Here is a 25,129-nt window from a genome sequence, read left to right as displayed (position 1 = left end):
ATTCACTCTTGAGCGTAACGTTAACACTCAGTTAACAGCATGACGTTGTCGCGGTGATAAATCTGTGAGGAAGGCAAACAAACCGCAGAGTTTACGGTTAATTAATCGACGAGCTGAAACATAAAATTACAACCATTCACCAAATTTAGCATTCCTCTCTGATACTCAATTCCATACATAAATTGCCCTTAAAATCATGATCGCGATCACATCGATTTTAGCGGTTTTTGAGGCGTTTTTAGACTTTACAACGTATAATTTTTAATCAACGAAACCAATGAGAGTTTCGGTTTGAAAGCAGTGAAGCTGGAAGTCTATTAAAAGCTCAACATTGATGTCAGTGGTTTGGACAAAAATAAAACAAAACACAAATACTGACTATATGACAAACACTTAGACACCATCTGAAAACTGGAAAACTATAAACAGAGGTGCATTTATAGTTAGAAGGAACACCAAACATGGAACGCGATACCTTTGGAATATGCCTGAATAAGGCGATGCTGTCAGAGAATATGTATTCAACATTTACACACGTCAGGGCTTATGAAAAAAACGGAGGCGGTACTTCTGATCTCAAAGTCCTGTTATCGTTCCCTCAAATGAGTGGAAAAGATCTATTGAATACGATGCGAGGTTCTCGTCAGCTCGAGTGGAGAGCGGAGTTTCACTGTCCATATACGAAATAAATTTGTAACATCTCCCGCGCCCAGCACAAATATAACTGGGCGCATACTACTGCCCAATTTTCCCTCCTACTTAACACGCAGTTACGAATCCTTTATATTAGAGCTAATACTCTACGACAAAGCAGCCATTATGAAAAAAACAGGAAAGTTTTGGATACTGGGCTTACTTAGCAGCTCGATTTCCCTTGCCTGTCATGCGGCACCGATCACTTTTGATACCGCATGGCAGCTATTGCTAGAAAACAACTATTCTCTTAAAGCTCAACGCTCAAACGTCGAGAACTACCAATACCAAGAGAGTGCCACCAGCAATCTCAACTTACCTCAAGTTACCATTGGCGCGAATTACACGCGTTTAGATACCGATATCACGCTTTCGGGAAAACAGATTCTAGACAGCACAGGAGCACACATTAACGTACCTCCTGCTTTTCAGCCTATTTTTGGTGCCTTAGCTAATACCACTTCGACCATAACCGAGCGCGATATTTTCTCTTCGTCTATTCGTGCCATTTGGCCAATTTTTACTGGTGGTAGAATTTCTGCGGCTCAATCAGCAGCAGAAGGCAAAACGGATGAGGCGAAAAGTCAGCTTTTAATGGAACAACAAGCGCGTTTTGAAGATTTATCGAAGTACTACTTTTCTGTCGTACTGGCAAAGGAAGTACTCGCAACGCGGCAAGCGGTTGAAGCTGGGCTAAAAAAGCATCGAGATTTTGCCATTAAGCTTGAAGAGCAAGGACAAATCGCGCACGTTGAGCGCCTGCAAGCCGAGGCTTCTTTAGATAAAGCATCTGTAGAAACACGTAAAGCAGCCAGCGATTTGAGTATCGCTCAGGCTGCATTAGGTAAATTACTCGCGCAAGATGATGCCGTAGAGCCCGCTGAATCTTTGTTTATCAACGACAGTCTTCCCCCTCTTAGCGCTTTTGTCGATCAAACGCTGCTTACCTATCCGGGGTTAGAACTTCTGAGCGCTAAACACAAACAAGCCTCTAGCTTAATCAAAGCAGAAAAAGGGAAATACTACCCTGAAGTTTATCTTTACGGCGACTACAGCTTGTATGAAGACGATTCTCTCGCAAGCCAAATGAAGCCTGACTGGTTAGTTGGTGTTGGTGTCAGCATTCCACTGATTGAATCATCAGGGCGAAGCGAAAAAGTCAAAGCCGCTCAAAGCGTCGTCTCGCAGGTCGACTCATTAAAGTCCCAAGCCAAACAAGACTTATCGCTGTTAGTCCAAAAGACATACTTGGAGGCTCAGCAAGCAATTGATGAAGTACAAGGGCTCGCATCTAGCATTGAACTCGCTAACGAAAACCTGCGCTTGCGTGAAAAAGCATTTACTCAGGGTCTGTCGTCTTCTCTGGATGTTGTGGATGCACAACTTTATGTCGCGAGTATAGAAACACAACGTTCGGCGGCGCGTTTCCGCTATTTAATATCTTTAACCAAGCTACTCGCATTGAGCAGTGAAATGAACAGCTTCGAACAATATCAAAATACCGCTTATATCCCTGCTTCAACATCCAAAGAGGTGAAATAAATCATGGCAGCTAAATCACTAAAACCCGTTTTACTCTCACTTTGTGCTTTGGGTGTTGCCTCTTGGGTTGGGTATCAATTTTACCAAGCCTATCAACCGGAACCGATCCGCTTACAGGGATTAATTGAAGCCCAGCAATACAGCATTTCCTCAAAAGTTCCAGGGCGTATTGATGAGGTCATGGTACGTAAAGGCGACGATGTAGAGAAAGGTCAGCTTATTTTTACCCTTCATAGTCCTGAAATTGAAGCGAAGTTAGAACAAGCAAAAGCAGGTGAAAAAGCGGCGGACGCCTTAGCTCAAGAAGCTGAGAAAGGCGCACGTGAGCAACAAATCCAAGCAGCAAAAGATCAGTGGATGAAAGCCAAAGCCGCTGCGAATTTAATGGAAAAAACCTACAATCGTGTGAATAACCTTTATAACGATGGCGTGGTTGCAGAACAAAAACGCGATGAAGCTTTAACTCAATGGCAAGCAGCGAAATACACAGAAAGTGCTGCGTTTCAAATGTATGAAATGGCAAAAGAAGGCGCTAGAAGTGAAACCAAAGTGGCTGCGGCGGAAAAAGCGCGCATGGCATCAGGTGCCGTAGCCGAAGTAGAAGCGTATGCGAAAGATACTCAGATCTACAGCTGGTTTGACGGCGAAGTCTCTCAAGTTCTACTTCAAAGTGGTGAATTAGCACCTCAGGGCTTCCCGGTTGTTACCGTGATAGATACAGAAGATGCCTGGGCGACACTTAATGTGCGTGAAGATTACCTTCAACACTTTAAAAAAGGAGCAACCTTTGATGCCTATTTGCCTGCCTTAAAGAAAAATGTTGAGTTCAAAGTAACGCATGTTGCCGTTATGGGTGACTTTGCAACGTGGAGAGCAACCGATGCTTCTCAAGGTTTTGATCTTCGTACCTTTGAAGTAGAAGCTCGTCCAGCTCAACCCGAACCTGAACTGCGTATGGGAATGAGTGTTGTCGTTGAACTTTAATCACAACCACTAGGTTAATGCTATGACGATTAAGATTTCACAGCGGCATATCTTACGACGAGACAAGTGGTTGCTTTCGTGCCTTACTTGGATACCGATTTTGCTCGCGATGATGATTTGGGGAGTGTTCTCTGCGGGCATTGCCCGGGATCTGCCAATCGGTGTGGTTGATCTACAACATTCCCAACTTTCTCGAAAGCTCATTCAATCTTTGGATGCGTCGTCGAGTCTGGCTGTTAACTATCATTACGCCAGTGCAAGCGAAGCAAAAAATGCGATGATTGAAGGCGATATCTACGCTTACGCGGTCATCCCATCTAAGTTCGACCAAGATATTCTCCAGCACCGCCAACCTCAACTTTCTGTCTTTTACAACAGTCAGTACATTTTGGTAGCGAAACTGATCAACTCTGCCATTGCGCAAGCACAAGGCTATTTCGACGCTCAGGTTGAAGTAATGGGCAACTTGGCTAAGGGTAACACCACAACGTTAGCAGCGGCTGGACAGGCTGTACCCGTGTCGACACAAATAACCGCATTATTTAACCGTAACAATAACTACGCACAATTTTTGGTAACGGCTATCGTGCCAGCCATTTGGCAAATATGTATTGTAGTAAGCACTATTTTGATTCTTGCCGCGCACTTTCGCATTTATGGTGGAAAGAATAGCTTTGCATTTTTGGGCGAAAAGCCATACGCCAGGCTCACTACCCTATTAAGTCAGTACATTCCGGTCTTTATGGCGCAAGGTGCGTTGTTCTTGTACTGGTTTTATTCCGTGCTTGATTGGCCAATGGAAGGCAGTTTTGTGGTTATGCTATTAGCACAATTGGCGACGGTTATCGCCTGTATCATTATGGGAGCGTTGTTCTTCTTCTTGTCGATGGATCCTGCACGTGCGATGAGTTTTGCTGGCGCATTTACGGCTCCAAGCTTCGCGTTCATGGGAATTACATTCCCAGTTTCTGACATGAACACGCTCGCTTATGCATGGCGTTCATTATTGCCGATTACCCATTACATTGAAGTACAAGTGAGTCAAGCAAGCTATGGAGCATCGGCCGCACAATCTTTAAGCTCGCTATGGCCTATGATTGGTTACGTTGTGCCCCTGCTCATTACCGCAGCCTTGATGGGTAAACATCGAACAGCTTCATCAACACGCCAAGCGAAGGAGGCGGTATGACATTGTGGCAACTGATTAAAGCGGAACTTAAGGCCGTTCTAACCAATCCAGTCGTTACGTTGACCGTGTTTGGTGGTGTCGTATTTTACTCGTTTTTATACCCTTTGCCTTATGCACAACAAACGCCTCGTGAACAACCAATCGCGATTGTTAATCTAGATGGTAGTCAGACGAGTTTAAAGCTGGAACGTATGGTTGATGCCACCCCACAAGTCAACGTAGTCACTCGACTTCATACGATTGCCGATGCAAAGCAAGCATTTTTACAACGAGAGATCACCGGTTTTTTAGTCATACCGGAACACTTTTACAAAGACCTAATGCTAGGTAAAAGCCCGACTCTAGCCTACGCTGCGGACGCCTCGTATTTTCTCGTGTACGGAACCGTGGTAGAAGGATTGGCCCAAGCGGGAGGCACATTAGGGGCCCAAGTGAAAGTCAGTAAAATGGTGATAGATGGTGTGCCCATGAGTATGGCTAGCCATAATTACTCTGCTATTAAGCTTAATATGAAACCGACGTTCAACCCAACCATGGGTTACATCGAATACGTAGTGCCGGCAGTATTTGTTCTGATTTTACAACAAACGTTGATCATGGCGGTTGGATTGCAAACGGGAACACAGCGTCATGGTCGTGGCTATTGGTCACAAGTATCAACGGGATCGCTGCTGCTTGTGAGAACGTTAGTATTTGTGGCAATTTATTATTTACTCGGCGCCTATTATTTTGGTTTTAGCTTCGAACGCTTAAACGTAAACCATATCGCCAACGCGGGCGAATTGCTGGCTATGTTGTTACCGTTCTTTTTAGGTTGTTGCGGACTAGGCTTCTGGCTAGGTTACTTATTACCTCGGCGTGAACTTGTCACCTTAGTCGTCCTAGTGAGCTCTATGCCGCTCATTTTCTTGGCTGGTTTTATTTGGCCGATTGAAGCCATACCTACTCCCTTATTATGGATTGCTGATTTAAGCCCAAGCACTTGGGCGATAAAAGCTTTCTTAGCGCTAAACCAAATGGGGGCAACCTGGCAACAAGTAGCTCCACATTGGACGGCGCTTTGGGCACTCACCGTGCTTTGGGGTAGCGTTGCGTACTGGATTGCTAAGCGAAGTAACAAGCCAGTTGTAACAGAGAGCTTGGGGTGACAGCTGACATTTTCTATTACTATAAAAAAAGCCGGGTAACTAAACCCGGCTGAAAATCTGCGTCCTTGCAGCGGACATATGGTAAAAACACTTTTTGCTCTGGGCTTACCCATTGAGCGAGATTAGATTAAGCCAAAAAGTATGGATTCCATACTCTCATATAGAGGGTCATATCCTTCCAATAGACATTAGTCTTCGCTAGAAAGATAACGTTTTTCAGACACAAAAAAACAAGACTCACATTGAGTCTTGTTGTTGATAGGGATGAGCAAGATACATGTCGCCGCTAAGTCATATCGCGGATTATTTTCTCTCGGTATTCTGTAACGACCTTCATGATTGAATTTTTTACATCACCGACTTGCTTAGAGGGTTGGCACCATAGGCCAAAACCAAACTTAAAACCTTCCAATAATTCAGAAGCTTCCACTGGCTCTATATGATTATTAGAAAACTCCGAATGGGCAAACGTTCTGGGGAGAATCGCCCATCCTAAACCTGCTTCAACCATTTTCACTACAAGGGCCAATTGGTCGACCTCTTCATGGTTCGAACTTACGATGACTTTTTCGCCCATTCCCTCTTCAATAAGAGACCGCAGTACAAATTGTTTACTATTCCTCAAGGCTGTCAATACTCGATCTGGTGCCACAGAAGCGAGTTCACCACCTTTCTGGACGAAAGGAACAAATTCAAAATGACCTAAAAACGTCGCATCCAAACTATGTATTGCTCGACTATCATGTACATTGACAATACCGAATTGATACTCACCATTCTGTAAACCCTCTTTAATTTCGTTGCGATTACGAACAAGAAAGTTAACTCGCATCATCGGAAAATCTGCTGCTAATTGAATACGAAGCAATACAAGAAAACGGTGTGGTATAGCGCTTGAATAGGCGATACTAACATTCTCTAACCCACCGTAAGCTAGACTTAATGCGACTTTATCGAAAGTACGTGCTTGTTCGATGGTTTGCTTAGCATAGTGGTAAAGAAGATGACCATCTTCTGTCGGTTCTACCGAGCGCCCCACTCGCTCAAACAGGTTGACCGCCAGTTGGTCTTCAAGATTGGTAATCACCTGCCCTATTGTGGTTCGGTGCTTATTGAGTTTGACCGCCGCCTTACTAAACGAAAGCTGTTCATAAACGGTTACGAACGCGAGAAGTTGTTCAAAACTAAAATTCATAGGTTGTGCTTACTTTTTAGAGTTATCTAATTAAATTACCACAAGATCGTAGAATTGCTACTTGGTAACGGAAACAATCTGCGTTTGAATTCCTTCTCGACGACACAAAAAAACCTACTAGCTTCAGTAGGTTTTCTCTAACTTAGTTGTACTCAACGACACGAGCTAAATAGTTGAATTCTCCTGAGTCACCATGGTAATCGCGGTAGACATCGACACTGAAATATTTAGGTTGATCAGCGTAAATGTGGTCAACGACTTTTTGCTCAAGTGACTCCAACGTTTCACCGACCTGAGAGTACACGAACTGCTTGTTCACTTTTTCCAATTTACGTTGTTTCGCTTCTTTGTGTGACACATAGTTGTTGATCTCTTCCCACTTTCCCACGAACTCGACCGCCACGTAACTCGAGTTCTCGTCAATCATAATAAAGGCTGCACCTTCTTCTTTGATTGCAGACAGTTGCTGCATATCACTATCCACTTTTTGCTGGTCAAGATGGGCACCACTTTGGGCGAATGCAGTCGCGGAAGCGGTAAGCATCATGAGTGTAAGAACGGCTTTTTTCATTGTATCGTTTTCCTGTATTAAGGGAGTTCAGTTACCCAAAGTTGCCCTTGGGTGGCTTTTTTGAATCCATATTCGTAAATCGTCAGCAAGTAGCGGTGATCGAACATATCTTTCGTTACTTTGGCGTATCTGAAATCTTGATCAATGTAGGTAAACTGCATCTCGATATCGTTGATTTCACTGATGTATTTCATTCGATAGAGATCACCACGAGTTTGCGCTAGCGTAAGGCTTGAGACACTTTTCGATACCAAGTCCAAACCTTTGTCTTTTAGTGGACGATACGGCGCTTTTAACGCACCATTGCGAATCACATCCAGCTGAGGCGCTTTTTCTAACCCCAAAGCATCTGAGATTTGTTGATAGTTGAAGTTAGACGGATTAAAGAACACCTGCGCTGCGAGACCGCCATCTACGTGTAACTCCTCAAGTGTTTCTCCATCATGTTCAACATCGATAAATTGTGGAGGGAAAACACCAGGGATCGATGCGCTCGCAGCAAGCACCTTGTAAATCAGTTCAGATTTGTCCGTTAAATCACTGTTCGCAATCGCACCAATATTCCAAACCACCAGTTCGCCTGAATCAAAATGGGTACTGCCAATAAAGAGGCGTTTACCATTGCGGTGTTGCTGCGCCATCGCCTCAATCATGGGCTCAGGGTAAGCGTCTGCGATGAAATCATAGAGGTTCTCACCATCGGTAAACGCGTCCTTAAACAGGGTATTTAAGAAGTTCTTCTTACCCAAAATATTCTTATCATTGATGTTGAGCATGACTTCTTTCATCTTTGGCATCGCATCACCGCCAATGAAAACAAAAGGAGCGATTAGGGCACCAGCACTGACTCCAGTAATGATGGCATAATCTTTTAGCTCCCCCTTTTCCTGTAGCCCCATCAAAACGCCGGCCCCGTATGCGCCGTTTACGCCACCACCCGATAAGGCCAAAATATTGAGCTGTTCACCCTCTACTTTGATCGGTGTGGTTTGATTGTGCGCTGAGTAGAGAAAATCCGGCGCTTCATTGGCCCACATTCGAAGTGGCTCATTTGGTGTCGAACTCGCGATCTCGACATCTTTATAGTTGCTTTGAGAAACACGAACATCCAGCGTATGAGGTGAACTACAAGCTACTATCAGCAGCGAAAGTGCAACCGTCACACCAGAGGAAATTAAACGATTCATAATCAGTCTCATTTAATGTTCTCTGGCGTATGACCAGAGACTCAGTTTGAAGTTAATTGGGTCAAAATGAAGTCCGTTTCGTTGTGTGGAGTTACTATAGCTAGGCACGGCTAAACCCCATAATCGCGATTGTAGGATGCTATCCATCAAAGCAATTATGCCAAGTTTCTATATGCTAACTTTACGCTTCTCCGTTAATTAGGTACTGCGCTAAGCAATTTTCACGACGTTGAACTCATGCGTCGGTTCGACAAATTCGTATTGGGCATTGATCGTCTGTAGCTCCCATGTGCCATAGCCTTTGGTGATCTCCAATACACCGTAAACGGCGTTATGTGTATGACGAAAGGCTGCGACAGGAGACATCTTCTTCACCAAACAAGAAGTAAAAATCGCAGAAATCAAATCACCGACACCGACTGGCTGCATAGCAAATTCAACACTAGGGCGTTGGGCCAAATAGCTTGCTTTCGGCGTGGCTAAAATCATACTGAAGGCGTCATCTGTTAGTGCATGCAGGTGTTTCACCAATACCATTTTCGGTCCCAGCTCTAGGGCTTTTTTACATGCAGTGACCGCATCATAAAGAGAGTCAATTTTCACACCTGTTAACTCGCTCAGTTCAAACTGGTTAGGAACAATCACATCAGCGATGGGCAACAAGCTATGGCTTATCGCTTCTTTGACACCGTCTGCCACAATGCAACCTTTGTCTGGATCACCCATAACTGGGTCACACACATAAAGCGCGCTGTGGTTACGCGATTTGACTAAACTTACCGCTTCGGCCACCGCTCGACATTGCTCTGCGCTGCCTTGATAACCGGACAGTATCGCGCCACATTCGCCTAACTTCTCAATGTTATCTAAGCCTCTCATTAGAGAATGAATTTCATCTGCCCCAAACTTCTGTCCAGTCCAACCTTGCTGGTACTGAGTGTGATTTGAAAACTGAACCGTGTGAATTGGCCATACTTCGAGGCCCATTCTCTGCATTGGGAAGACTGCAGAACTGTTTCCGGCGTGGCCATAAACCACATGAGATTGAATAGAAATAATGCTTTTCATAAGTCACTCTTAATTGAGAAGTTTGTTAGCTTGGCGACTAAATAAACACAATATCGCGCACTGTGCTTATTTGGTCGGAATAGCCTCGACAACGCCGAGGCTTATTCTTAATCAGGCTGGATTAATTAGCCGTGGAACTCAGCAAAGTACTCATCCAACACTTTGCGTGTTGCACGACCGATAAGCTCGTATTCGTGGTGAGTAAGGTTTGCTAACGAAACTCGAACTGATGCGTGCACTACATCGAAGCCTTGGCCTGGAAGCAGGATAACGCCGGTTTCATGTGCAAGGCGGAACAGGAAGTCTTTGCCCTTCTCGCTCGCTTTGAACCATTCAACGAAGGCTGGTCCGTACAATTTGCCGCCCAAAGTGTCGAGCTCAAGCAGTGTGTAGTAGTCCACACGATCTTTGTTTTCTTCAATTTCTACACCCATGTTTTTGTACAGAGTTTTGTAACGCTCGCGGATGATGCGTTTACATGCTTCTTTGTAGTTTTGTTCCGAGTCCATCAAGCAGTTCAAAGAGAACAGCGCCATTTGAACTTGTTGAGGAAGAGACAAACCTGCTGTGTGGTTAAGCGCTACGCTGCGGCTGTCTGCTACGATACGGTCAATAAATTTGATCTCACGAGGTTCCGGAGTCAGTGTTTTGTAACGATCGTCCAACTCAAGTTGACGCGCTTCAGGAAGGCTGCGCATTGCATCGTCAAACACGTTGTTGTGTTGAATCGCAATCGAGCCTAAACGCCAGCCTGTTGCACCGAAGTACTTCGAGAACGAGTACACACAAAGCGTGTTGTATGGCAGTTTCGCGAACAGTGAGACAAAGTCGTCCGCAAATGTGCCGTATACATCGTCAGTCACAATGAACAGGTCGCTACGTTCGTTGTTCACGAAGTTTGATAGGTTATCCAGAGTTTCATCCGAGAACTTCACAGACGCTGGGTTTGCTGGGTTCACGACACAAAGCAGTTTGATGTCTGTATCTGCAAGCTTTTCGATTTCAGCCATCGGCAGTTGCCATGTTGTCTCATCCAGACGTAGCTCAACGATTTCCAGTTCGTACTCACTCAGTTCTGGGATCTCTAGGTACGGCGTAAAGATTGGAGTGATTAGCGCAACCTTGTCACCTTTCTTTAATAGACCGTTGTTGAACATAGTTTGGAAGGTGTACGTCATAGACGCTGTACCGCCTTCCGTTGCAAACAGATCGAAGTCTGTTGTCATTGGCATTGGGCCGTACATCTCTTCTGCAATGTATTGCTTCACAACGGTTTCGATGTTCGTCAACATACGTGGTGGCACTGGGTAGTTACATGCAAGGTATGCGTTAACCAGTTCATTCAAGAATGCTTGTTTCTCTAGACCCAAACGGTCTTTTGCGTAGCTCAGCGACTTTTCCAAGAACTGTACGCCTTGGTCTTGTTTATTCTTGCTTGCAAACGTATCGAAGCGTTCAACAATGCCCACACCATCTGGAATGCCACCGAAACCACCATCTAGGTATGAATAAGTGCGCTCGGCTTCCAATATTGCGAACTCACCCAAACGAATGAACGCTTTACGTGGTAGTGTCGCAAGAAAATTAGGATTACCACGACCTGCATCTAATAACGCGCGGTCAGGAACAGTTTGTGCCACTTCAATTAGTTTATCTTTTAATTCAAATGGGCTTAAATCTGCAAATTTTGAAAAATCAATTGTTGTGTTTTGCGTAGTCATAATATTTACCTGAATCTATTATTTAGTAAAATTTGGATAATACTTCCCCTACCGCCTATTTAATTAGGCGATAAGAGTGTTCGAATTTATTTAAATTACATGCCTGCGTTTAAAGTAATAATGCCGACAATAATTGGACCCCATAGGGTAAGCAGTACATTGGCGACTGCATAAGTCACAGTGAATGAGAATACTGGCGTTGCGTTACCTGTTTTTTCCATTAAAGCCGCGAATGCTGGGTTCGCACTTCGTCCACCTGTAACACAGCCAAGTGCTTCAACTGGGTTCTTAATCTTCAATACAAAGTATGAGAAGAAGAACGAAATAATCTGAGGGATAATCGTTACACCCATGCCAAGGAACAACAGAGACATACCGTGTTCTTTGATGGTGTCGACCGCTTGAGGGCCAGCCTCAAGGCCAACAATGCCCACAAATGCTGCCAAACCGAAATCTCGAATAAAGTTCGCGGCACCCACAGGAAACTGAGCAACATGCGGATTGCGGCTACGCAACCAACCGACGATCAAACCTGAGATCAAACAACCTGCACCAGAACCGATAGTGACGGGAATACCAGCAATCTTAAAACTGATTAGACCAATTAATAGACCCACCACCATGCCCATACCAAGCACGACTAAGTCAGTCACGTTTGCTGAGCCCATTCGCTGACCAATGTTTTTCTCAACGCGATTGATGTCTTTTGCTGTACCTGTAAGCTGGATGACGTCGTTTTTCTTCACCACAAGATCCGGCGTCATTTCGATAGAGCTGCCTTCACGAATGTAATCCGTCACATAAATACCGCGCATAGAGCCTTGGTTCGAAGCCTCTTTAATCTCTTGCAGCGACTTACCAATCAGTTTGCGGTTGTCTGCGATCAGTTGACGGTTTTCTTCAATAACTTCATAGCCTTCTGGAAGTGCAATCTCGTTGTCAGCCAAACCATCTTGCAGCTGATGTACTGCATTACGGCGACCTGTTACAACAATGACATCCCCTTCTTTCAGTGCTGTGAATTTGTCCACGTCTAGCACTTTGCCATCGCGTTGAATCAATTCAATACAAGCAGCCAGAGCGTGTTGGTTTAACTGGGCTAAGGTTTTGCCTGCTAGCCCACCATCTTTGCTCACTTTAAATGCTCGTGTAACCAGCGCTGTGACAGCGTTGAACTCACCCGGCGCTAAATCACGCTTACCATTTGAATTTTTCTCTTCTAGCGCAATCGCTTCTGCTCGGATATCCCACTTCATCAGTGTTGGGAATACCCATGTCACCATCAGAATTGGACCAAGCGAACCAAAGATGTACGTAACTGCGTAGCCTACTGCGACGTTGGTCTGCATTAGGTGCTTCGCTTCTTCTGTCACACCACCAAGACGTGCGATCGCATCACCCGCTGTACCGATGATTGCCGATTGAGTCAAACCACCAGCTGCAAGGCCTGCTGCCGTACCTCTGTCTAGATCAAACATCCAAGCTGCTGCTAGTACACAAAGCAGGCCAGACACCGTCATCACTACAGCAGAAAGTAGAATGTTGATGGTTCTAAAGTTCAATGCTTTGAAGAAATGCGCACCACCTTGATACCCTACTGCGTAAATAAAGAGCGCAAAGAAAATGCTTTTTACGCCGGGATCAATATGAACACCAAATTGCCCAATAATTACACCCATTAATAATGTTCCGGCAACACCGCCAAGAACAAATCGACCAATGGTAATTTTACCAACCATATAACCGAGAGAGAGCGTAATAAAGAGAGCAACAAATGGTGCCATGTCAAAAAGGTTAGAAATAATTTCCATGACAATTTTACTCTTACTAATAAATATAAAACTCAAATAATCTAACGAATAATCTGTCACTCATATTTGTTGGATTATTTAATTTAAAAAGCATCTCGTTTGCTTCGAAGCGAATATTAGAAACAAAACCTCACAACTCGTAATCCCATTTGAAGGATGAAACCATCACTTCGCATATTCAAAAGCAAACATTGAACAATAATTGTCAAAAATTTAATAACTTAGTGGTCTTAAATGAGCATCAAATAAATTGGAAAATAAATTTATTTTTATGTTCACTGTCCAAAAAGCTACTTTGTTGCGCTATTCCCTCTATGTAGCGCATGACACCTTTCTCTTGATGGATTAGATCCTACAAAAGCGATTATCACTGATTCCATCACTTGCCTTATCTTTACATTCATCAAGTTAATAGAGAAAAACACCATGAACTCAATGCCACATGAACTTGTGTGGGGCGAAGTTTACTTCCCTCCCTTGTTGCTGGTTATTGCATTGGCTTACATGCTCACCATTTTGGTTGGAACCGTTGCAACAAAACTGGGACTCCACAAATACGTTGCATTTCCCGCGCTCGCTGAGCTAAGCCTAATTGTGATTTTTACTGGCGTTATTGGTCGATTCATTACCATATTTTGAGGCAAATTCCGTGATAAAACGTTATCTCATCACACTGCTACTACTGTGTTCAGCTGGCACCGTGATTTTCAGCTACTACCAATCATACTCTGACACCCCTTGGACTAGAGATGGCCAAGTTAGCGCGCACATCGTTTCTATAACCCCCCGCGTGACAGGACAAATCATCCAAGTCTACGTTGAAGACAATTCGCAAGTGAAACAAGGCGATTTGCTGTTTGAGATTGACCCAAGCATCTATAAAGCGGCGTACCACAAAGCGCTAGCAGCTCAAAAGCAAGCCATTGCATTACTAGCAAAGGCCAAAAATGAAGAGCAGCGAGCACTTAAGTTAGAAAAGCGCACACCTGGCGCTGTACCTGTACTGACATTGAATAACCTAGACAATGCGGTGGAGACAGCCGTTGCCAACGTAGAGCTCGCGAAAGCCAATGTTGAAGAAGCCAAGCTAAACCTTGATTACACAAAAGTTTATGCGCCAACGAATGGTTATATAACTAATTTGAACTTACGCGTCGGCTCTCAAGTCGTCGCTAACTCCCCAGTCGTGGCTTTGATTGATGAAGACAGCTTTTGGATCGAAGGATATTTCAAAGAAACGGATTTAGTTGGCGTTGATCCACAAGATAAAGCCTACGTGACCTTAATGATGCACAATGAAGCTGTGCTGGAAGGAAAAATCAAAAGCATTGGCTACGGCATTGCGAAGCAAGATGGTAGTACTGGTAACGATCTTTTGCCCAATGTGAACCCTAACTTTCAGTGGATACGCTTAGCTCAACGCATTCCAATTAAAGTGAAATTAGATCACTTACCGAAAGATTTTCAACTACGTGTTGGTATGACGGCCTCTATCAAAATCATCAAACAATAATGCGGTGGAATGTATGTTTAATGCCTCAACCAAAGAAGCAATCAAAGCTGCGCTGTCTATCGTTATCGCGATCTGCCTTGCCTTATGGTTTCAATGGGAGAAACCGTATTGGGCAGCGATCGCAGTCGCGGTAATGGCATTAAATGAAAGCTTCGCTCACTCAATAAACAAAGGTCATAATCGCTTATTAGGAACCCTCCTTGGCATCGGTTATGCCTTTTTCCTCATCACGACGTTTTCTCAAGATCGCTTTTTGTTTCTCACCTTCTTCACCTTGTTTTTAGGTGCGTGCATTTTTATGTCGAGCGACGAAAAGTATGGTTATGTGTTCTCTATCGGTTTTGCTGTGTGCTCCATCATCGCATGTATGGGAGGATTTGATAGCCAAGCAACGTTCCACTTCGCCGTCCTTCGTATGCAGGAGACGATTCTTAGTGTGATCACGTTTTCTGTTGTGTACCGATTAGTCTGGCCAGTCAGTACAGAACAAAACTTCATTCAACGTTTTGAGACCAGCAGAGAGGCGATGCTTAACGCTATGAAATCGCCCAATGATACAGATATTGAAGCTCTTGAGACCAACAGCGCCAACATAGAAAAGTTATTCCAACTGGTCGGCTTACCACTTACTGGCAGCTACCACTTGAAAGAACATCGTCAGCTATGGCGTGCGCGTTTAAATGAGATGGCACAAATCCAAGACCGATTGCTAGAACAAGCAGATAAATCGCAAAGTCGTGAGATCGATTGGCCAACGCTAACGCAGCAACTTCAAAGCTTTGATATTAAAAATCCAAGTACGTCTCTCATCGGTCACGTTGCTTGTGTCATGCAAAGAGAGAAAAACACAGTTTGGCATCACGAGCATCGAACGTTTATCCAGCATTTGAATGAAGACGGCAGAAAGGTATTGCAAGGTGTATCCATGTTCGTCACTTCTTTGTTGATCTGGATTTATCTGCCCGTACCCGGAGGTTTCATTTTTCCGATGCTAGCTGGCGTGTTCTCTTCAATCGTTCCTACTATGCCACCAAGCATTATTAAAGATGCATTTTTTGGTGTGATAGGCACTGGCACGGTGATTCTATTGCAATACATTTTCCTAATGCCAATGATGACCGAGCTTTGGCAGCTTGGGCTATTCTACTTCATCAACATCATCGTAATTTGGAAGGTATTTTCCACACCAAAGCTGATGGTACACAGAATTCTAGGTATTAACTTATTGGTTGTCTTGACATCAGGAGCGCTCAATTTAACCCCAGCATATCGAATTGAAACGCCCTTGCTGATGCTGGTAAACATTATGATCATTTTGATGATTGCCAAGTTGTTTACTGATCTGTTCCGTGTTCGCGTCACGGCCTAAGCGTCACCTCCGTTCTTGAAACTAAAGCCCCGCATTGCTTTTGCTCTGCGGGGCTTTTTGCTTTGTTCACTGCCCTATTCCTGCCTCACCCATAAAGCGAGGATAGTATCCATCAAAAGCGATTAACGGAATCTCTCTTCACCTCATAAAATCCTCTCATTGATTCACGAATTGATTCACGAAATGCAATCGAAAACCATGCATTCACAACGTCAATCACAGCAAACACATCTATCTAACTGAACAAGAAGTTCAGTGACACATTAACTGTCTGAGTCTCGAAGGTTTGAGACTATTCAGAGTGGAAACTGTCATGAGTTTTTTTGAATTACGCGCCGGCAAGACGTCTTCTCTTACTGTGCTCGCGAGCGCACTAATGCTTACTACCCCCACTTTTGGCTTCGCCGCTGAAGAGACGACGACCTACAACGAAGTAATCGAGCAAGGCCGAGCGCTGTTCGACAAATACGGTATCAGTCATGATTTACCAAAACTGGCCATCAGCTCTCTAGTTCAAGGCGAGCATTTGGTCGAGCATGCCCACCGAAGTGTTAAAATCGGTGATAGCGTTCGCGATTCGTCCGTCTACTTGGTTAAGAACACCGATAACAAAGGCAACATTGATCTGCGTATCAAGTACAACCCTGAACAACTCGATGAAAATGAAAAAGTACTTGATGAGATCGAAGCTTTCACACGAACAGAATACCGCCTTCGAAACTACGCAGAGAGTTTTGATCCGTCATCAGTAAGAGCCAAAGAGGATCAGAACGGTAATGTGATCATCAGTTTTAATTACTCAAAATACGGTCTTCCTCAAGATATCGCCTACTTCCGCTTTTTAAGCGTTGATATTGAGTTGGTTAATGGTGAACCGAAACGTATGGTCATTACCAACGATAAACCGTTCACACATCACAACTACCAAGTGGATTCTTACGATCAAGAGATCCTCTTCCAGAAGTTAACATCAGGCAAAATTGCGATTGCCAGTAAAAACACCAAGATAGTTGGTTCAAAGAAAAATAAACCCCTCGAAATGATGAGCAGCGTAAAACCGGTAGCGATTTATGAAGATAAGCTTGGCGTGCAAGTACTAGACGAAAAACGCTTGAATGAGGTCTCTGATCCACGCATGCAAGAAGCCAGTGTTAAGCTAGACCGCGTTTTTCCTTTAATGGGTGATATGGTTCGTCGTCAAGGTATCGATTTGCCTCTGCCGTTTGGTGTGTCGCTAGCGTATCGAAATCAAGATATGAATATTCCATTTAATGATTTCACGATTGAAGGTATCGGCCTTAATGAACTGTTTGATCCAGAAGACAGTGTCGGCATCGTCAGTGCTGAGAGCATGACGCTTCGTGGCGATGTAAACATCCTGCCATTTTGGAATGTATTTGGTTACATCGGAAAAGTTAATGTCGATGCCAATGTTGATGCCGCCTACACGGGTGAAGGTGGCCAGTACATAAAAGATAAGCTGAACGATAAACTGCCAGGATTAGGTGATAAGTTTTGCGATGGTTTATCTGCACTTTGTAGTCGTGGACGCTTAGACGTGCCGCTGCATTTGGAATATGACCTTCGTGGTATAGGTACAACCCTTTCGGTTGGCTATAAAGAGTTCTTTGCTTCTGTCACTGGTACCTATTCGCAAACTCGCTTAAAGGGCTTAGATGATTGGGGCGATGGTATTGTTACTGTACAGCCGATGTTGGGTTATCAACTTGTCGATTATCGCACGCAGTTCTTTGTCGGAGCAGAATATCAAGGACTGGACGCTCGAATGGACGGGCATGTAAAAAGTGGTGATATCGAATTCGATTACGACATTGGTGTAGATCTTAATCAATGGGCGTTTTTGACTGGTTTCAATAAGCAAATCGGCAAAAACTACAACCTGACCTTTCTCTATAACAAAGGGGAAACTCGAGAGTCAGTAACCTTAAATCTTGGTTACCGTTTCTAGCTCTCATAAAGAGCCGGCCCCTAGACGATGGTAGGACTGCATCCTACAAAGGCGATTATTGAAACTGTCACCGGTGCCCTACCATTTGAGCCATCAATACAACAAGCCATCCAACCATTCACGGATTAATACCAAAGCGTCAGGACGTCGCTTGTTAGATGCCGTTTAACATGTTCGGTGTACGCACCAAATGACTTTTTGGACATAACAATGACTTTACTCAATCGCTCAACTTTAGCCATTACCATCACTCTTGCCTTAGCTGCCTGTAGTGATGATTCAAGCAAACCTAGCGTTCCTTACGATCCGGAGCCATTACAACCGTTACCACCAGAGCAAATCTCTTTGGAAATTGGTGATGCGACGATTCAAGCCACTAAAGAGTCCCTTGTCATCACACCTCTTGATGCGGATGAAAAACTGGCAGCGGTAGAGGCGTTCAAAGGTATCCAATTTGCGCAAGCAGACCGCTTTAAGCACAGCATTGTGGCCCCACTTGAAGGCGATATTGATGCGACTCAGTTCGGTGATGCGTGTCCGCAATTAAAAACCACGGCACAAACGCAATCAGAAGATTGTTTGAACCTAAACATTTGGCGACCAGCAGGGACAGAAGCGTACGCAGATTTGCCAGTGTATGTCTTTATTCACGGTGGAGACTTTGAATACGGCGCGGGCTCAGAACCGCTGATTCATGGTGATATGGTGGTTGCACAAGGTGCTGACGATGGTAACCCGTTTATTGCAGTTACTTTTAACTATCGCTTGGGCTTGTTGGGCAGTGTTTGGGTCGATGGTTTGGACAACCCAGAGGGCGGTAACTTTGGCCTAGGCGATCAAAAACACGCGCTTGAATGGGTTCAACAAAACATAGTGGCATTCGGCGGCAATCCGCAAAACGTGACACTCATGGGTCAAGGTGCGGGTGCCATGTCGGTGGGAATTTTACAGCAATCAAAAGGCGATGCTGCAATCGTAGGTGAGCACTTTCAACGTGCCATCATGCAAAGCAACGCTTACGGCTTTGAATATAAAAGTTACGATGTTGCCAAGAGCCAAAGACCAGAGCAAAGCGTTGAAGATCTTGCGTTACTACCACTTGGAGAGGTCATGAAGGTACAGAGCGAGATGCTTGATCCTATTCAACGTCTTAAGAACTGGGTACTGACCGCCGCGAATATTCCGGTTATCAGTCCAACACGCGACAACAGCCCATTAGCTACGTTGATGCCATTTTCGCCTTACATCGAGCATCGCCCACCAGCGTTTCTAGTGAAAGAAGTACCGGGCTATCACTTTACTGAACAAGCGATTGAGAGTGAATGGATCGTACCGACGGTAATTGGCTCAAACAGTGCAGAAAGCAATACTCTGGGCATGCTGCCGAGCCTGACATTTTTGATCCCAACTATTATTGAAATCTTGAGCCAAGAAGCGCCAGAAATCATTGAAAGTGGTGACGAAACCTTAATCGTCGAATACATGGTTGAGTGGCTAGAATCGGAAACGAACTTAAACCGTTTACGCACCGAATATCGTTCATTACTCAGCGATTCAGCTTCAATTGAACTCGATCTTTCTGACTTATTGGAACTGCTGCCTAGCACCGCTTATGAGGCGATGACTAAGTTGTTCTTCGGTTTGGGGAACTCCGATTCAACCACGGAGTTACTTGCTCTGGCTGACTTCTTCCCTAACGATGAAAGCGAACTGAATGGCGCGGCCAAAAACATGCAGCAATTCAAAACCACGTTGCATGATTTGCTCTTCACGGGTCCAAACCGTCATAAAGTTTCAACTGAAGAAGCAACAGGAGCAACGCCAAGCTTCTACTACTTTGACTACAAACCTGGATTCAACGTATGGACTTACAACACAAAAGGTGAAAATGGCGATCTCGACGTTGGTGATTTACTCAAAAGCATCAGTTGTATTGTGGGCGCTTGTAATGCATCGGAATTACCATTTGTGTTTAACAAGGCATTAAAGCTTGATGGTTCAAGTGTTCGTCCAGGTAGCAAAGACAAAGCGATGATGAACGAGCTCTCTCGTATGTGGTTTAGCGAACGTTTATTTGAGGACTTCCAATACAACAGCGCGACTGACCGAGTATTGCTGATCGATAACGATGGCGGCATTCAATCCACGCAAGACTGGGACAATGCTCATCACTCAGGCATCGATCCAAAACTGCGCCAAGGTCGCCTCAACGGTCTCGAGGAACTTGGGCTGATTCTTAGCCACATGTAACTTCATCCTCAGCTACTCAAAACTCGTTCCCGAATACCTAAAAGCCAGTTCGCTGGCTTTTTTCATCCTCATTCCTTGAACATAATTAGGAAGGTTTACTCATGTTTCCTAACGCCCTTCGTGCTCTGCTACTCTTTATCTTCGGCGCGCTGTTGGTTGGCTGTGCTCAGCCCTACCCTCAAGTTGAACCGGATTTTGAAGCCAATTGGCAAACTACTCAGCATCAAGCCGAAGTTTACTTAATTCCTACCGCTCCAGAAGCCTTTGCTCGTCGTGTTGAACTGGTAAGAAACGCTCAGCAAAGCATCGATATGACTTACTTTTCTTGGGAGAGTGACACGCTTGGTTTGATGCTACTCAATGAACTCAAGCAAGCAGCAGATCGAGGCGTGCAAGTTCGACTCACTCTCGATGATTTATTGGTGTTTAACGAGAAATGGCTTGCTGATCTCAGCGCTCACGACAACATTCAAATCCGTTTATTCAATCCGTTTGATTCACGTAAGTCAGGTTGGATTGGTCGCGCCGTCAACTTCTCTACTCATCAACAACGTTTGGACAATCGTCTGCACGAGAAGTACTTCAACGTTGACCATCAATGGATGATTCTAGGTGGACGTAACATTGGCGACGACTATTTTGGTTACAGCCGCAAAGCCAACTTCTTTGATATGGATGTCTTGTTCAAAGGCAACATTATTCGAGCGTTCGACCAGAACTACCAACAACTTTGGGACAGCAAGCATGTCACGCCAATAGAAAACATCGTTAACGTTACCCCAAACTATTCCGCGTTCACTAAAGCGCTTAATAAAGGTGAGAAAGACAAAAGCATCATTCTGGCGGAAGTTGAAAAACAGGTTAAACACCTGACCAGTCCCAACTTCATTGCTGCGCAAGTCACCCCCGTTTTCGACTCATTAAACAAGTTAGAAAACAACAAACCCTACTTTAGAAAACGTGCAGAACACCAAGTTTGGCAACAAATAACCTCTGCATCTAAAGCAGTGATATCAACGCCTTATGTGGTACCAAGTGATGGTGAATTTGCCTTTATTGATACCTTGATGGAGCAAAAAGCGGACATCACGTTAATGACGAACTCGTCTGCATCTAATGATTCTGGCTTTATTCCGGCTTATTACGAGGAGCATCGCCAAACCTTGTTGGGTAAGGGCGTTCATATACTTGAGTACAAAAACCAAGCAAAAAATGATGACCATTACTTCCATGCGGATACTTATTATCACAACAAGACGGTGATACTCGATGATCGGCTAACTTATATCGGCTCATCAAACTTCGACCCAAGATCGGATTTCCTCAATGTGGAATTTGGTGTGTTGGTCCAGAGCGAAGCCTTTGCAGAACATGTCATGCACTACTTAACTCGACAACAAGATGAACTGTTTTGGCGAGTATCTCGAGATGGACAAGGCCAAACTCAGTGGCAATCAATGCATGAGATCCATACTAAGAATCCAAACTATGGTGGATGGCATAAGGCGCCTAACTGGATATTCAAGAAACTGAATGGTGAGTTCGAACTCTAAACAATCAAGACTTAAAAAGGCTCTCTATCTGCAAGGATGAGAGCCTTTTTAATGCCCGCTAAAACTGCGTGCCTAGCGAAAAGTGAACGCGGAATTGGTCTCCTTGAGGAGCATCTAAACCATAAGCAAAGTCCACTTTGACGGGCACATATTTTGAATTCCATATCAAACTCAGCCCTGTACCGCTTTTCCAATCCACCCTATCGTTGAAGGCATCACCAACATCATAAAATGCCCCAAGCCACAATTGGCGGTAGACCTGATATTGATATTCCAGCCCAGCAGTAAACATGTAACGGGCACCCGTTAAATCGCCATTTTCATCTCTCGGAGAGATAGACTCATAACCATAACCACGAAGATTGCCATCACCTCCCGCAAAGAAACGTAATGATGATGGGATATCGCTCAAAGTGTCAGCGACATTAATACCGACATTAGAACGAAAGTGAAACTTGTGTTTTTCACTAATATCCCAAGACAGCACGCTCTTGCCCTCAATACGCAGCAAACGAGAATCGGAGAAAAAATTAGGGTCTGAGTATTCCAATGAGTAGACGTGACGGTGCTTTACTTCTAATTGATCGTTCTTGCGATCAAGCAGTGAAAATGTCACCCCCGGTAATAACAACTGTGATTCGTTATTCTCCGACGCTTGTCGATAACTTTCTTGCAAATAACGAACGTGCATGGTGCTTTGCCAATCACTGTCTAACTGCCAGTGTTTTTCAAACGATAAATCATTAGAAAAACTCGATGTGTCTCGATAGTCGACATGCTTAGATTCAAACTGAATCCCGTAGTAATCCGTTAGAACATTTTGGGTGGGAATTTTGTAACCAAGTAATAGCGATTGTTCCGGTTTGGAAGCGTACGCTTGTGCCTCAAAACTGTGTCCACGTGCGTTGTACCAAGGCTTGGTCCATTTCAGCGAAGCGCGCAATCCCAAGTCTGTCGAATACCCTCCACCGACCTGCACAATATTACGTGAATTCGGCTCTGCGAGCACTTCTATCGGCACCTTATGACCATCGGATATCTCCTCGAAATCCGCTTTCACAATCACACTGCGAAACCAATCAGTACTCGAGAGGTCGGCCTGATATTGACTCAATTTCAAAGTGTCAAAATCGTCGCCCCGCTCAAACGTTCTCATCGCTTCTATTCGTGCTGTTTCGATACCCGACGTAAGGACAGACAGCTCTCCAAATTGGTAACGAGAACCACTAGAGAAATGCAGATTCACATGGGCTTGATTCAAACTTGGAATGACTTCCAAAGACGATTCAATAAAACGCCCATCTAAATAACCTTTTTGCTGAGCCAATGAAATCAAGTTTCGTTTTAGCGTGTCGTACTCAGAATGAAGCAACGGCTCACCTTGTTTAAGTTGAGCTTGATTAATTAGTTCGATGAAATCCTGATCATTACTGGCCTCCCCCGACACAGCAAGATTAGATTTTTTGACCAACATCACCTCCCCCGCGTCAACCTCAAGCGTGATGAGATCATTCTCTGATCTCTGAACATTGAGCTCGGAATGATAGTAGCCATAAGGGTTTAACGCATTATTAACCATCTGCGTTAGTCGATTTGAGGTAATGTTTGAAACAGAGAGTTTCGTTAGTGGTGTAAGGTGACTTTCAAGATTTTTCTCTAATATTGGTGTTAGCCCTTTGATTTTAAATTGCGCTCCGAGTGCATGATGTAAAGGCATAGAAGCTAAAACCGATATACCTATTATTTGTTTAATGAGAGGAGACACACCGCTACCTAGTTTAGCAATACACTCGACAAGGTTAATGATGGAATGGCATATCAGTTAATCGCGTTTGTAGGATTGCTCCCTACGAAATCCTCTCGAAAATTCACGTTTCACAAGTAGATACTTTGAACGATAAATTGGCTCAAGCTAGGAGGTGGCAAATCATGCGGTCTGAAATAGGTATACTGTTTGCCAAAAATACAAAACCCAACGCTGAATGGATCTCATCAAGCGTTGGGTTACATTGATAATGTGTTTTTTATCTAAAAAGCGTCTGTTAGTAAAACTAGATCGAAGAACAGTTTCCTTTTTCTGCCATGTCGACTTTTAGTACTTCTGCTTTACCTTTGCTTTCGTCCACGAGTTCTACGCCCGCACCACCAACAAATACACCCATTTTAATGTATTGATTAACGAAATAGTTACGGCCCTCTTCCGTTAAGATAGTTAAGTGATTTTCAGAAAACTCAGACTCTGTACTTACTTGATGTTCTTTATTGCCTTCGACCTCATGGTAGAAGAATACACCAGGAGCAGTTTCACCAATACATTCCCCATCGACGTAAACATACTTTTTAAGCGCTGCTCCGACAAAAGCATCTTCTCGGTAAATGTAAATCCCTGCGTTCCCCTTTTGAGGTGCGTCAAATGATTTCATTTGATTTGATACTGTCGAATCAACAGTAGGAACAGAAGCACAACCTGACAACCCCAAAAGGAATGCGGAACACAGGATTACTTTATTTTTCATGTTATTAACCTAGCTACGATAAAATCGCGCCAACCATACTATAAATAAATACGTTCACTTATTGGTATTTTTGAAATTTGTGATTCAACCTATGCAATAGCACTCATTTAACGTATGGATTGAGCAAACATTAGCCATATAATAATCACGAGAATAAAATGCCCTGTATCTAACGATCACTAAATGCCACTTTACTCGCTAGACTGATAAGTAGAATACCTGAAACACCTTCAAGAGTTCTTGAATAACGCTGAGAGTGTGGACGACTAAATACCCAATTACCCACAGAGGCGTACAAAACGTTACATGTCGTCGCAAGTACGCTGAACAGCAAGCCAAGTACTAATAATTGCATTGATGTTGAGCTTGCAGACGTATCAATAAATTGAGGCAGAAACGAGAGAAAGAATAGCGCTACTTTTGGATTCAAGACGCTGACGATAACCCCCTGAACAAACACATTTTTATTATTATCAACATTTTTGTTTTCAACGATTTTACTTTCTCCACGCCACATAGACAGTAATGACTGAACACCTAAATAAACTAGGTAAGCGGCCCCTAACCATTTAACAACGCTAAAAGCCAAAGATGAACTCAGAATTATTGCTGACAAACCTAAACATGCCGCTAGTGTATGAAAAAAGTAACCAACACCAAGCCCCAGAGCCGCTTTCAGCCCAGCAGATAATTTACCTTTCATTGTATTGGAAACAATATAAATTACATCAGGTCCAGGAATCATGTTGATAGCGAGACAAGCGACAACAAATAATAATAGTGAGTTTGAATCCATTCTTTTCTCCAAATTAACGTCTTGCGGGATAACATTTCATCGAACTACAAGTAA

The 25,129-nt window shown here is 44.0% G+C and carries 20 protein-coding genes; 11 read left to right on the top strand and 9 right to left on the bottom strand.

The window, feature by feature from the left end:
* Nucleotides 1-461 precede the first annotated feature (461 nt).
* The 5 genes from R7Q09_RS08830 (at nt 462) to R7Q09_RS08810 (ending at nt 5,556) form a co-directional block, all read left to right on the top strand.
* Nucleotides 462-689: a hypothetical protein gene (locus R7Q09_RS08830; protein WP_005377125.1), complete on the top strand. Its 228-nt coding sequence runs from the start codon at nt 462-464 to the stop codon at nt 687-689.
* Nucleotides 690-819: 130 nt separating this feature from the next.
* A complete protein-coding gene (locus tag R7Q09_RS08825) occupies nt 820-2,235 on the top strand; it encodes a TolC family protein (protein WP_053306992.1) in 1,416 nt (471 codons plus the stop codon).
* Between the two features lie 3 nt (nt 2,236-2,238).
* Complete coding sequence (locus R7Q09_RS08820; protein ID WP_047009842.1) at nt 2,239-3,219, top strand: HlyD family secretion protein; 981 nt, start codon at nt 2,239-2,241, stop codon at nt 3,217-3,219.
* Between the two features lie 22 nt (nt 3,220-3,241).
* Nucleotides 3,242-4,408: an ABC transporter permease gene (locus R7Q09_RS08815; RefSeq protein WP_047009843.1), complete on the top strand. Its 1,167-nt coding sequence runs from the start codon at nt 3,242-3,244 to the stop codon at nt 4,406-4,408.
* The gene (locus R7Q09_RS08810; protein WP_047009844.1) at nt 4,405-5,556 is read left to right on the top strand and encodes an ABC transporter permease; all 1,152 of its coding nucleotides are present in this window, start codon (nt 4,405-4,407) and stop codon (nt 5,554-5,556) included. The genes R7Q09_RS08815 and R7Q09_RS08810 overlap by 4 nt, the downstream gene beginning before the upstream one ends.
* Nucleotides 5,557-5,842: 286 nt before the next feature.
* On the opposite strand, the gene R7Q09_RS08805 is transcribed toward R7Q09_RS08810, so the two are convergent.
* From R7Q09_RS08805 to aspT, 6 genes are all read right to left on the bottom strand, one after another.
* Nucleotides 5,843-6,751, bottom strand: a complete 909-nt coding sequence (locus tag R7Q09_RS08805; RefSeq protein WP_017821360.1) for a LysR family transcriptional regulator — start codon at nt 6,749-6,751, stop codon at nt 5,843-5,845.
* A 142-nt stretch (nt 6,752-6,893) separates the two neighbouring features.
* A complete protein-coding gene (locus R7Q09_RS08800; protein WP_047102715.1) occupies nt 6,894-7,322 on the bottom strand; it encodes a hypothetical protein in 429 nt (142 codons plus the stop codon).
* Between the two features lie 17 nt (nt 7,323-7,339).
* Nucleotides 7,340-8,509, bottom strand: a complete 1,170-nt coding sequence (locus tag R7Q09_RS08795) for a patatin-like phospholipase family protein (protein WP_115386040.1) — start codon at nt 8,507-8,509, stop codon at nt 7,340-7,342.
* 210 nt (nt 8,510-8,719) lie between these two features.
* Complete coding sequence (pdxY, locus tag R7Q09_RS08790) at nt 8,720-9,577, bottom strand: pyridoxal kinase PdxY (RefSeq protein WP_005377109.1); 858 nt, start codon at nt 9,575-9,577, stop codon at nt 8,720-8,722.
* A 125-nt stretch (nt 9,578-9,702) separates the two neighbouring features.
* On the bottom strand, nt 9,703-11,298 hold the full coding sequence (locus R7Q09_RS08785) for a bifunctional aspartate transaminase/aspartate 4-decarboxylase (protein ID WP_213898656.1): 1,596 nt from the start codon (nt 11,296-11,298) through the stop codon (nt 9,703-9,705).
* A 95-nt stretch (nt 11,299-11,393) separates the two neighbouring features.
* Entirely contained in the window at nt 11,394-13,109 is a 1,716-nt protein-coding gene (gene aspT, locus R7Q09_RS08780) for an aspartate-alanine antiporter (RefSeq protein WP_318070769.1), read from the bottom strand.
* Nucleotides 13,110-13,535: 426 nt separating this feature from the next.
* Here aspT and R7Q09_RS08775 point away from each other — a divergent pair, with 426 nt between their 5' ends.
* The 6 genes from R7Q09_RS08775 to R7Q09_RS08750 all read left to right on the top strand — a co-directional run bounded on the left by R7Q09_RS08775 (nt 13,536) and on the right by R7Q09_RS08750 (nt 21,763).
* Complete coding sequence (locus R7Q09_RS08775) at nt 13,536-13,748, top strand: DUF1656 domain-containing protein (protein WP_005377106.1); 213 nt, start codon at nt 13,536-13,538, stop codon at nt 13,746-13,748.
* A gap of 10 nt (nt 13,749-13,758) precedes the next feature.
* Nucleotides 13,759-14,622 carry an HlyD family secretion protein gene (locus R7Q09_RS08770; RefSeq protein WP_222712645.1) on the top strand — a complete coding sequence of 288 codons (864 nt, stop codon included), beginning with the start codon at nt 13,759-13,761 and terminating at the stop codon, nt 14,620-14,622.
* Between the two features lie 13 nt (nt 14,623-14,635).
* On the top strand, nt 14,636-15,991 hold the full coding sequence (locus R7Q09_RS08765) for an FUSC family protein (RefSeq protein ID WP_318070770.1): 1,356 nt from the start codon (nt 14,636-14,638) through the stop codon (nt 15,989-15,991).
* 313 nt (nt 15,992-16,304) lie between these two features.
* Complete coding sequence (locus R7Q09_RS08760) at nt 16,305-17,960, top strand: hypothetical protein (protein WP_017821369.1); 1,656 nt, start codon at nt 16,305-16,307, stop codon at nt 17,958-17,960.
* Between the two features lie 210 nt (nt 17,961-18,170).
* On the top strand, nt 18,171-20,210 hold the full coding sequence (locus R7Q09_RS08755) for a carboxylesterase family protein (RefSeq protein WP_318070771.1): 2,040 nt from the start codon (nt 18,171-18,173) through the stop codon (nt 20,208-20,210).
* Between the two features lie 101 nt (nt 20,211-20,311).
* Complete coding sequence (locus R7Q09_RS08750; protein WP_318070772.1) at nt 20,312-21,763, top strand: phospholipase D family protein; 1,452 nt, start codon at nt 20,312-20,314, stop codon at nt 21,761-21,763.
* Nucleotides 21,764-21,821: 58 nt separating this feature from the next.
* Here R7Q09_RS08750 and R7Q09_RS08745 read toward each other — a convergent pair whose 3' ends face one another.
* From R7Q09_RS08745 to R7Q09_RS08735, 3 genes are all read right to left on the bottom strand, one after another.
* Nucleotides 21,822-23,480 carry an autotransporter assembly complex family protein gene (locus R7Q09_RS08745; RefSeq protein WP_318070773.1) on the bottom strand — a complete coding sequence of 553 codons (1,659 nt, stop codon included), beginning with the start codon at nt 23,478-23,480 and terminating at the stop codon, nt 21,822-21,824.
* Between the two features lie 334 nt (nt 23,481-23,814).
* Nucleotides 23,815-24,279 carry a DUF2846 domain-containing protein gene (locus tag R7Q09_RS08740; RefSeq protein WP_318070774.1) on the bottom strand — a complete coding sequence of 155 codons (465 nt, stop codon included), beginning with the start codon at nt 24,277-24,279 and terminating at the stop codon, nt 23,815-23,817.
* 169 nt (nt 24,280-24,448) lie between these two features.
* Nucleotides 24,449-25,075, bottom strand: a complete 627-nt coding sequence (locus tag R7Q09_RS08735) for a LysE family translocator (RefSeq protein ID WP_005377098.1) — start codon at nt 25,073-25,075, stop codon at nt 24,449-24,451.
* Between the last annotated feature and the right edge of the window lie 54 nt (nt 25,076-25,129).

Source organism: Vibrio sp. 2130-1 (assembly GCF_033339515.1).
This window is presented reverse-complemented; position numbering and strand designations above follow the sequence as displayed.

What these genes read in the sequence shown, in the direction of transcription:
- R7Q09_RS08735 (WP_005377098.1), bottom strand. Translation starts at nt 25,075, where the DNA reads ATGGATTCAAACTCACTATTATTATTTGTTGTCGCTTGTCTCGCTATC.
- R7Q09_RS08825 (WP_053306992.1), top strand. Translation starts at nt 820, where the DNA reads ATGAAAAAAACAGGAAAGTTTTGGATACTGGGCTTACTTAGCAGCTCG.
- R7Q09_RS08760 (WP_017821369.1), top strand. Translation starts at nt 16,305, where the DNA reads ATGAGTTTTTTTGAATTACGCGCCGGCAAGACGTCTTCTCTTACTGTG.
- R7Q09_RS08795 (WP_115386040.1), bottom strand. Translation starts at nt 8,509, where the DNA reads ATGAATCGTTTAATTTCCTCTGGTGTGACGGTTGCACTTTCGCTGCTG.
- R7Q09_RS08830 (WP_005377125.1), top strand. Translation starts at nt 462, where the DNA reads ATGGAACGCGATACCTTTGGAATATGCCTGAATAAGGCGATGCTGTCA.
- R7Q09_RS08740 (WP_318070774.1), bottom strand. Translation starts at nt 24,279, where the DNA reads ATGAAAAATAAAGTAATCCTGTGTTCCGCATTCCTTTTGGGGTTGTCA.
- R7Q09_RS08765 (WP_318070770.1), top strand. Translation starts at nt 14,636, where the DNA reads ATGTTTAATGCCTCAACCAAAGAAGCAATCAAAGCTGCGCTGTCTATC.
- R7Q09_RS08800 (WP_047102715.1), bottom strand. Translation starts at nt 7,322, where the DNA reads ATGAAAAAAGCCGTTCTTACACTCATGATGCTTACCGCTTCCGCGACT.
- R7Q09_RS08810 (WP_047009844.1), top strand. Translation starts at nt 4,405, where the DNA reads ATGACATTGTGGCAACTGATTAAAGCGGAACTTAAGGCCGTTCTAACC.
- R7Q09_RS08755 (WP_318070771.1), top strand. Translation starts at nt 18,171, where the DNA reads ATGACTTTACTCAATCGCTCAACTTTAGCCATTACCATCACTCTTGCC.
- R7Q09_RS08750 (WP_318070772.1), top strand. Translation starts at nt 20,312, where the DNA reads ATGTTTCCTAACGCCCTTCGTGCTCTGCTACTCTTTATCTTCGGCGCG.
- R7Q09_RS08815 (WP_047009843.1), top strand. Translation starts at nt 3,242, where the DNA reads ATGACGATTAAGATTTCACAGCGGCATATCTTACGACGAGACAAGTGG.
- R7Q09_RS08775 (WP_005377106.1), top strand. Translation starts at nt 13,536, where the DNA reads ATGAACTCAATGCCACATGAACTTGTGTGGGGCGAAGTTTACTTCCCT.
- R7Q09_RS08820 (WP_047009842.1), top strand. Translation starts at nt 2,239, where the DNA reads ATGGCAGCTAAATCACTAAAACCCGTTTTACTCTCACTTTGTGCTTTG.
- pdxY (WP_005377109.1), bottom strand. Translation starts at nt 9,577, where the DNA reads ATGAAAAGCATTATTTCTATTCAATCTCATGTGGTTTATGGCCACGCC.
- aspT (WP_318070769.1), bottom strand. Translation starts at nt 13,109, where the DNA reads ATGGAAATTATTTCTAACCTTTTTGACATGGCACCATTTGTTGCTCTC.
- R7Q09_RS08745 (WP_318070773.1), bottom strand. Translation starts at nt 23,480, where the DNA reads ATGCCTTTACATCATGCACTCGGAGCGCAATTTAAAATCAAAGGGCTA.
- R7Q09_RS08805 (WP_017821360.1), bottom strand. Translation starts at nt 6,751, where the DNA reads ATGAATTTTAGTTTTGAACAACTTCTCGCGTTCGTAACCGTTTATGAA.
- R7Q09_RS08785 (WP_213898656.1), bottom strand. Translation starts at nt 11,298, where the DNA reads ATGACTACGCAAAACACAACAATTGATTTTTCAAAATTTGCAGATTTA.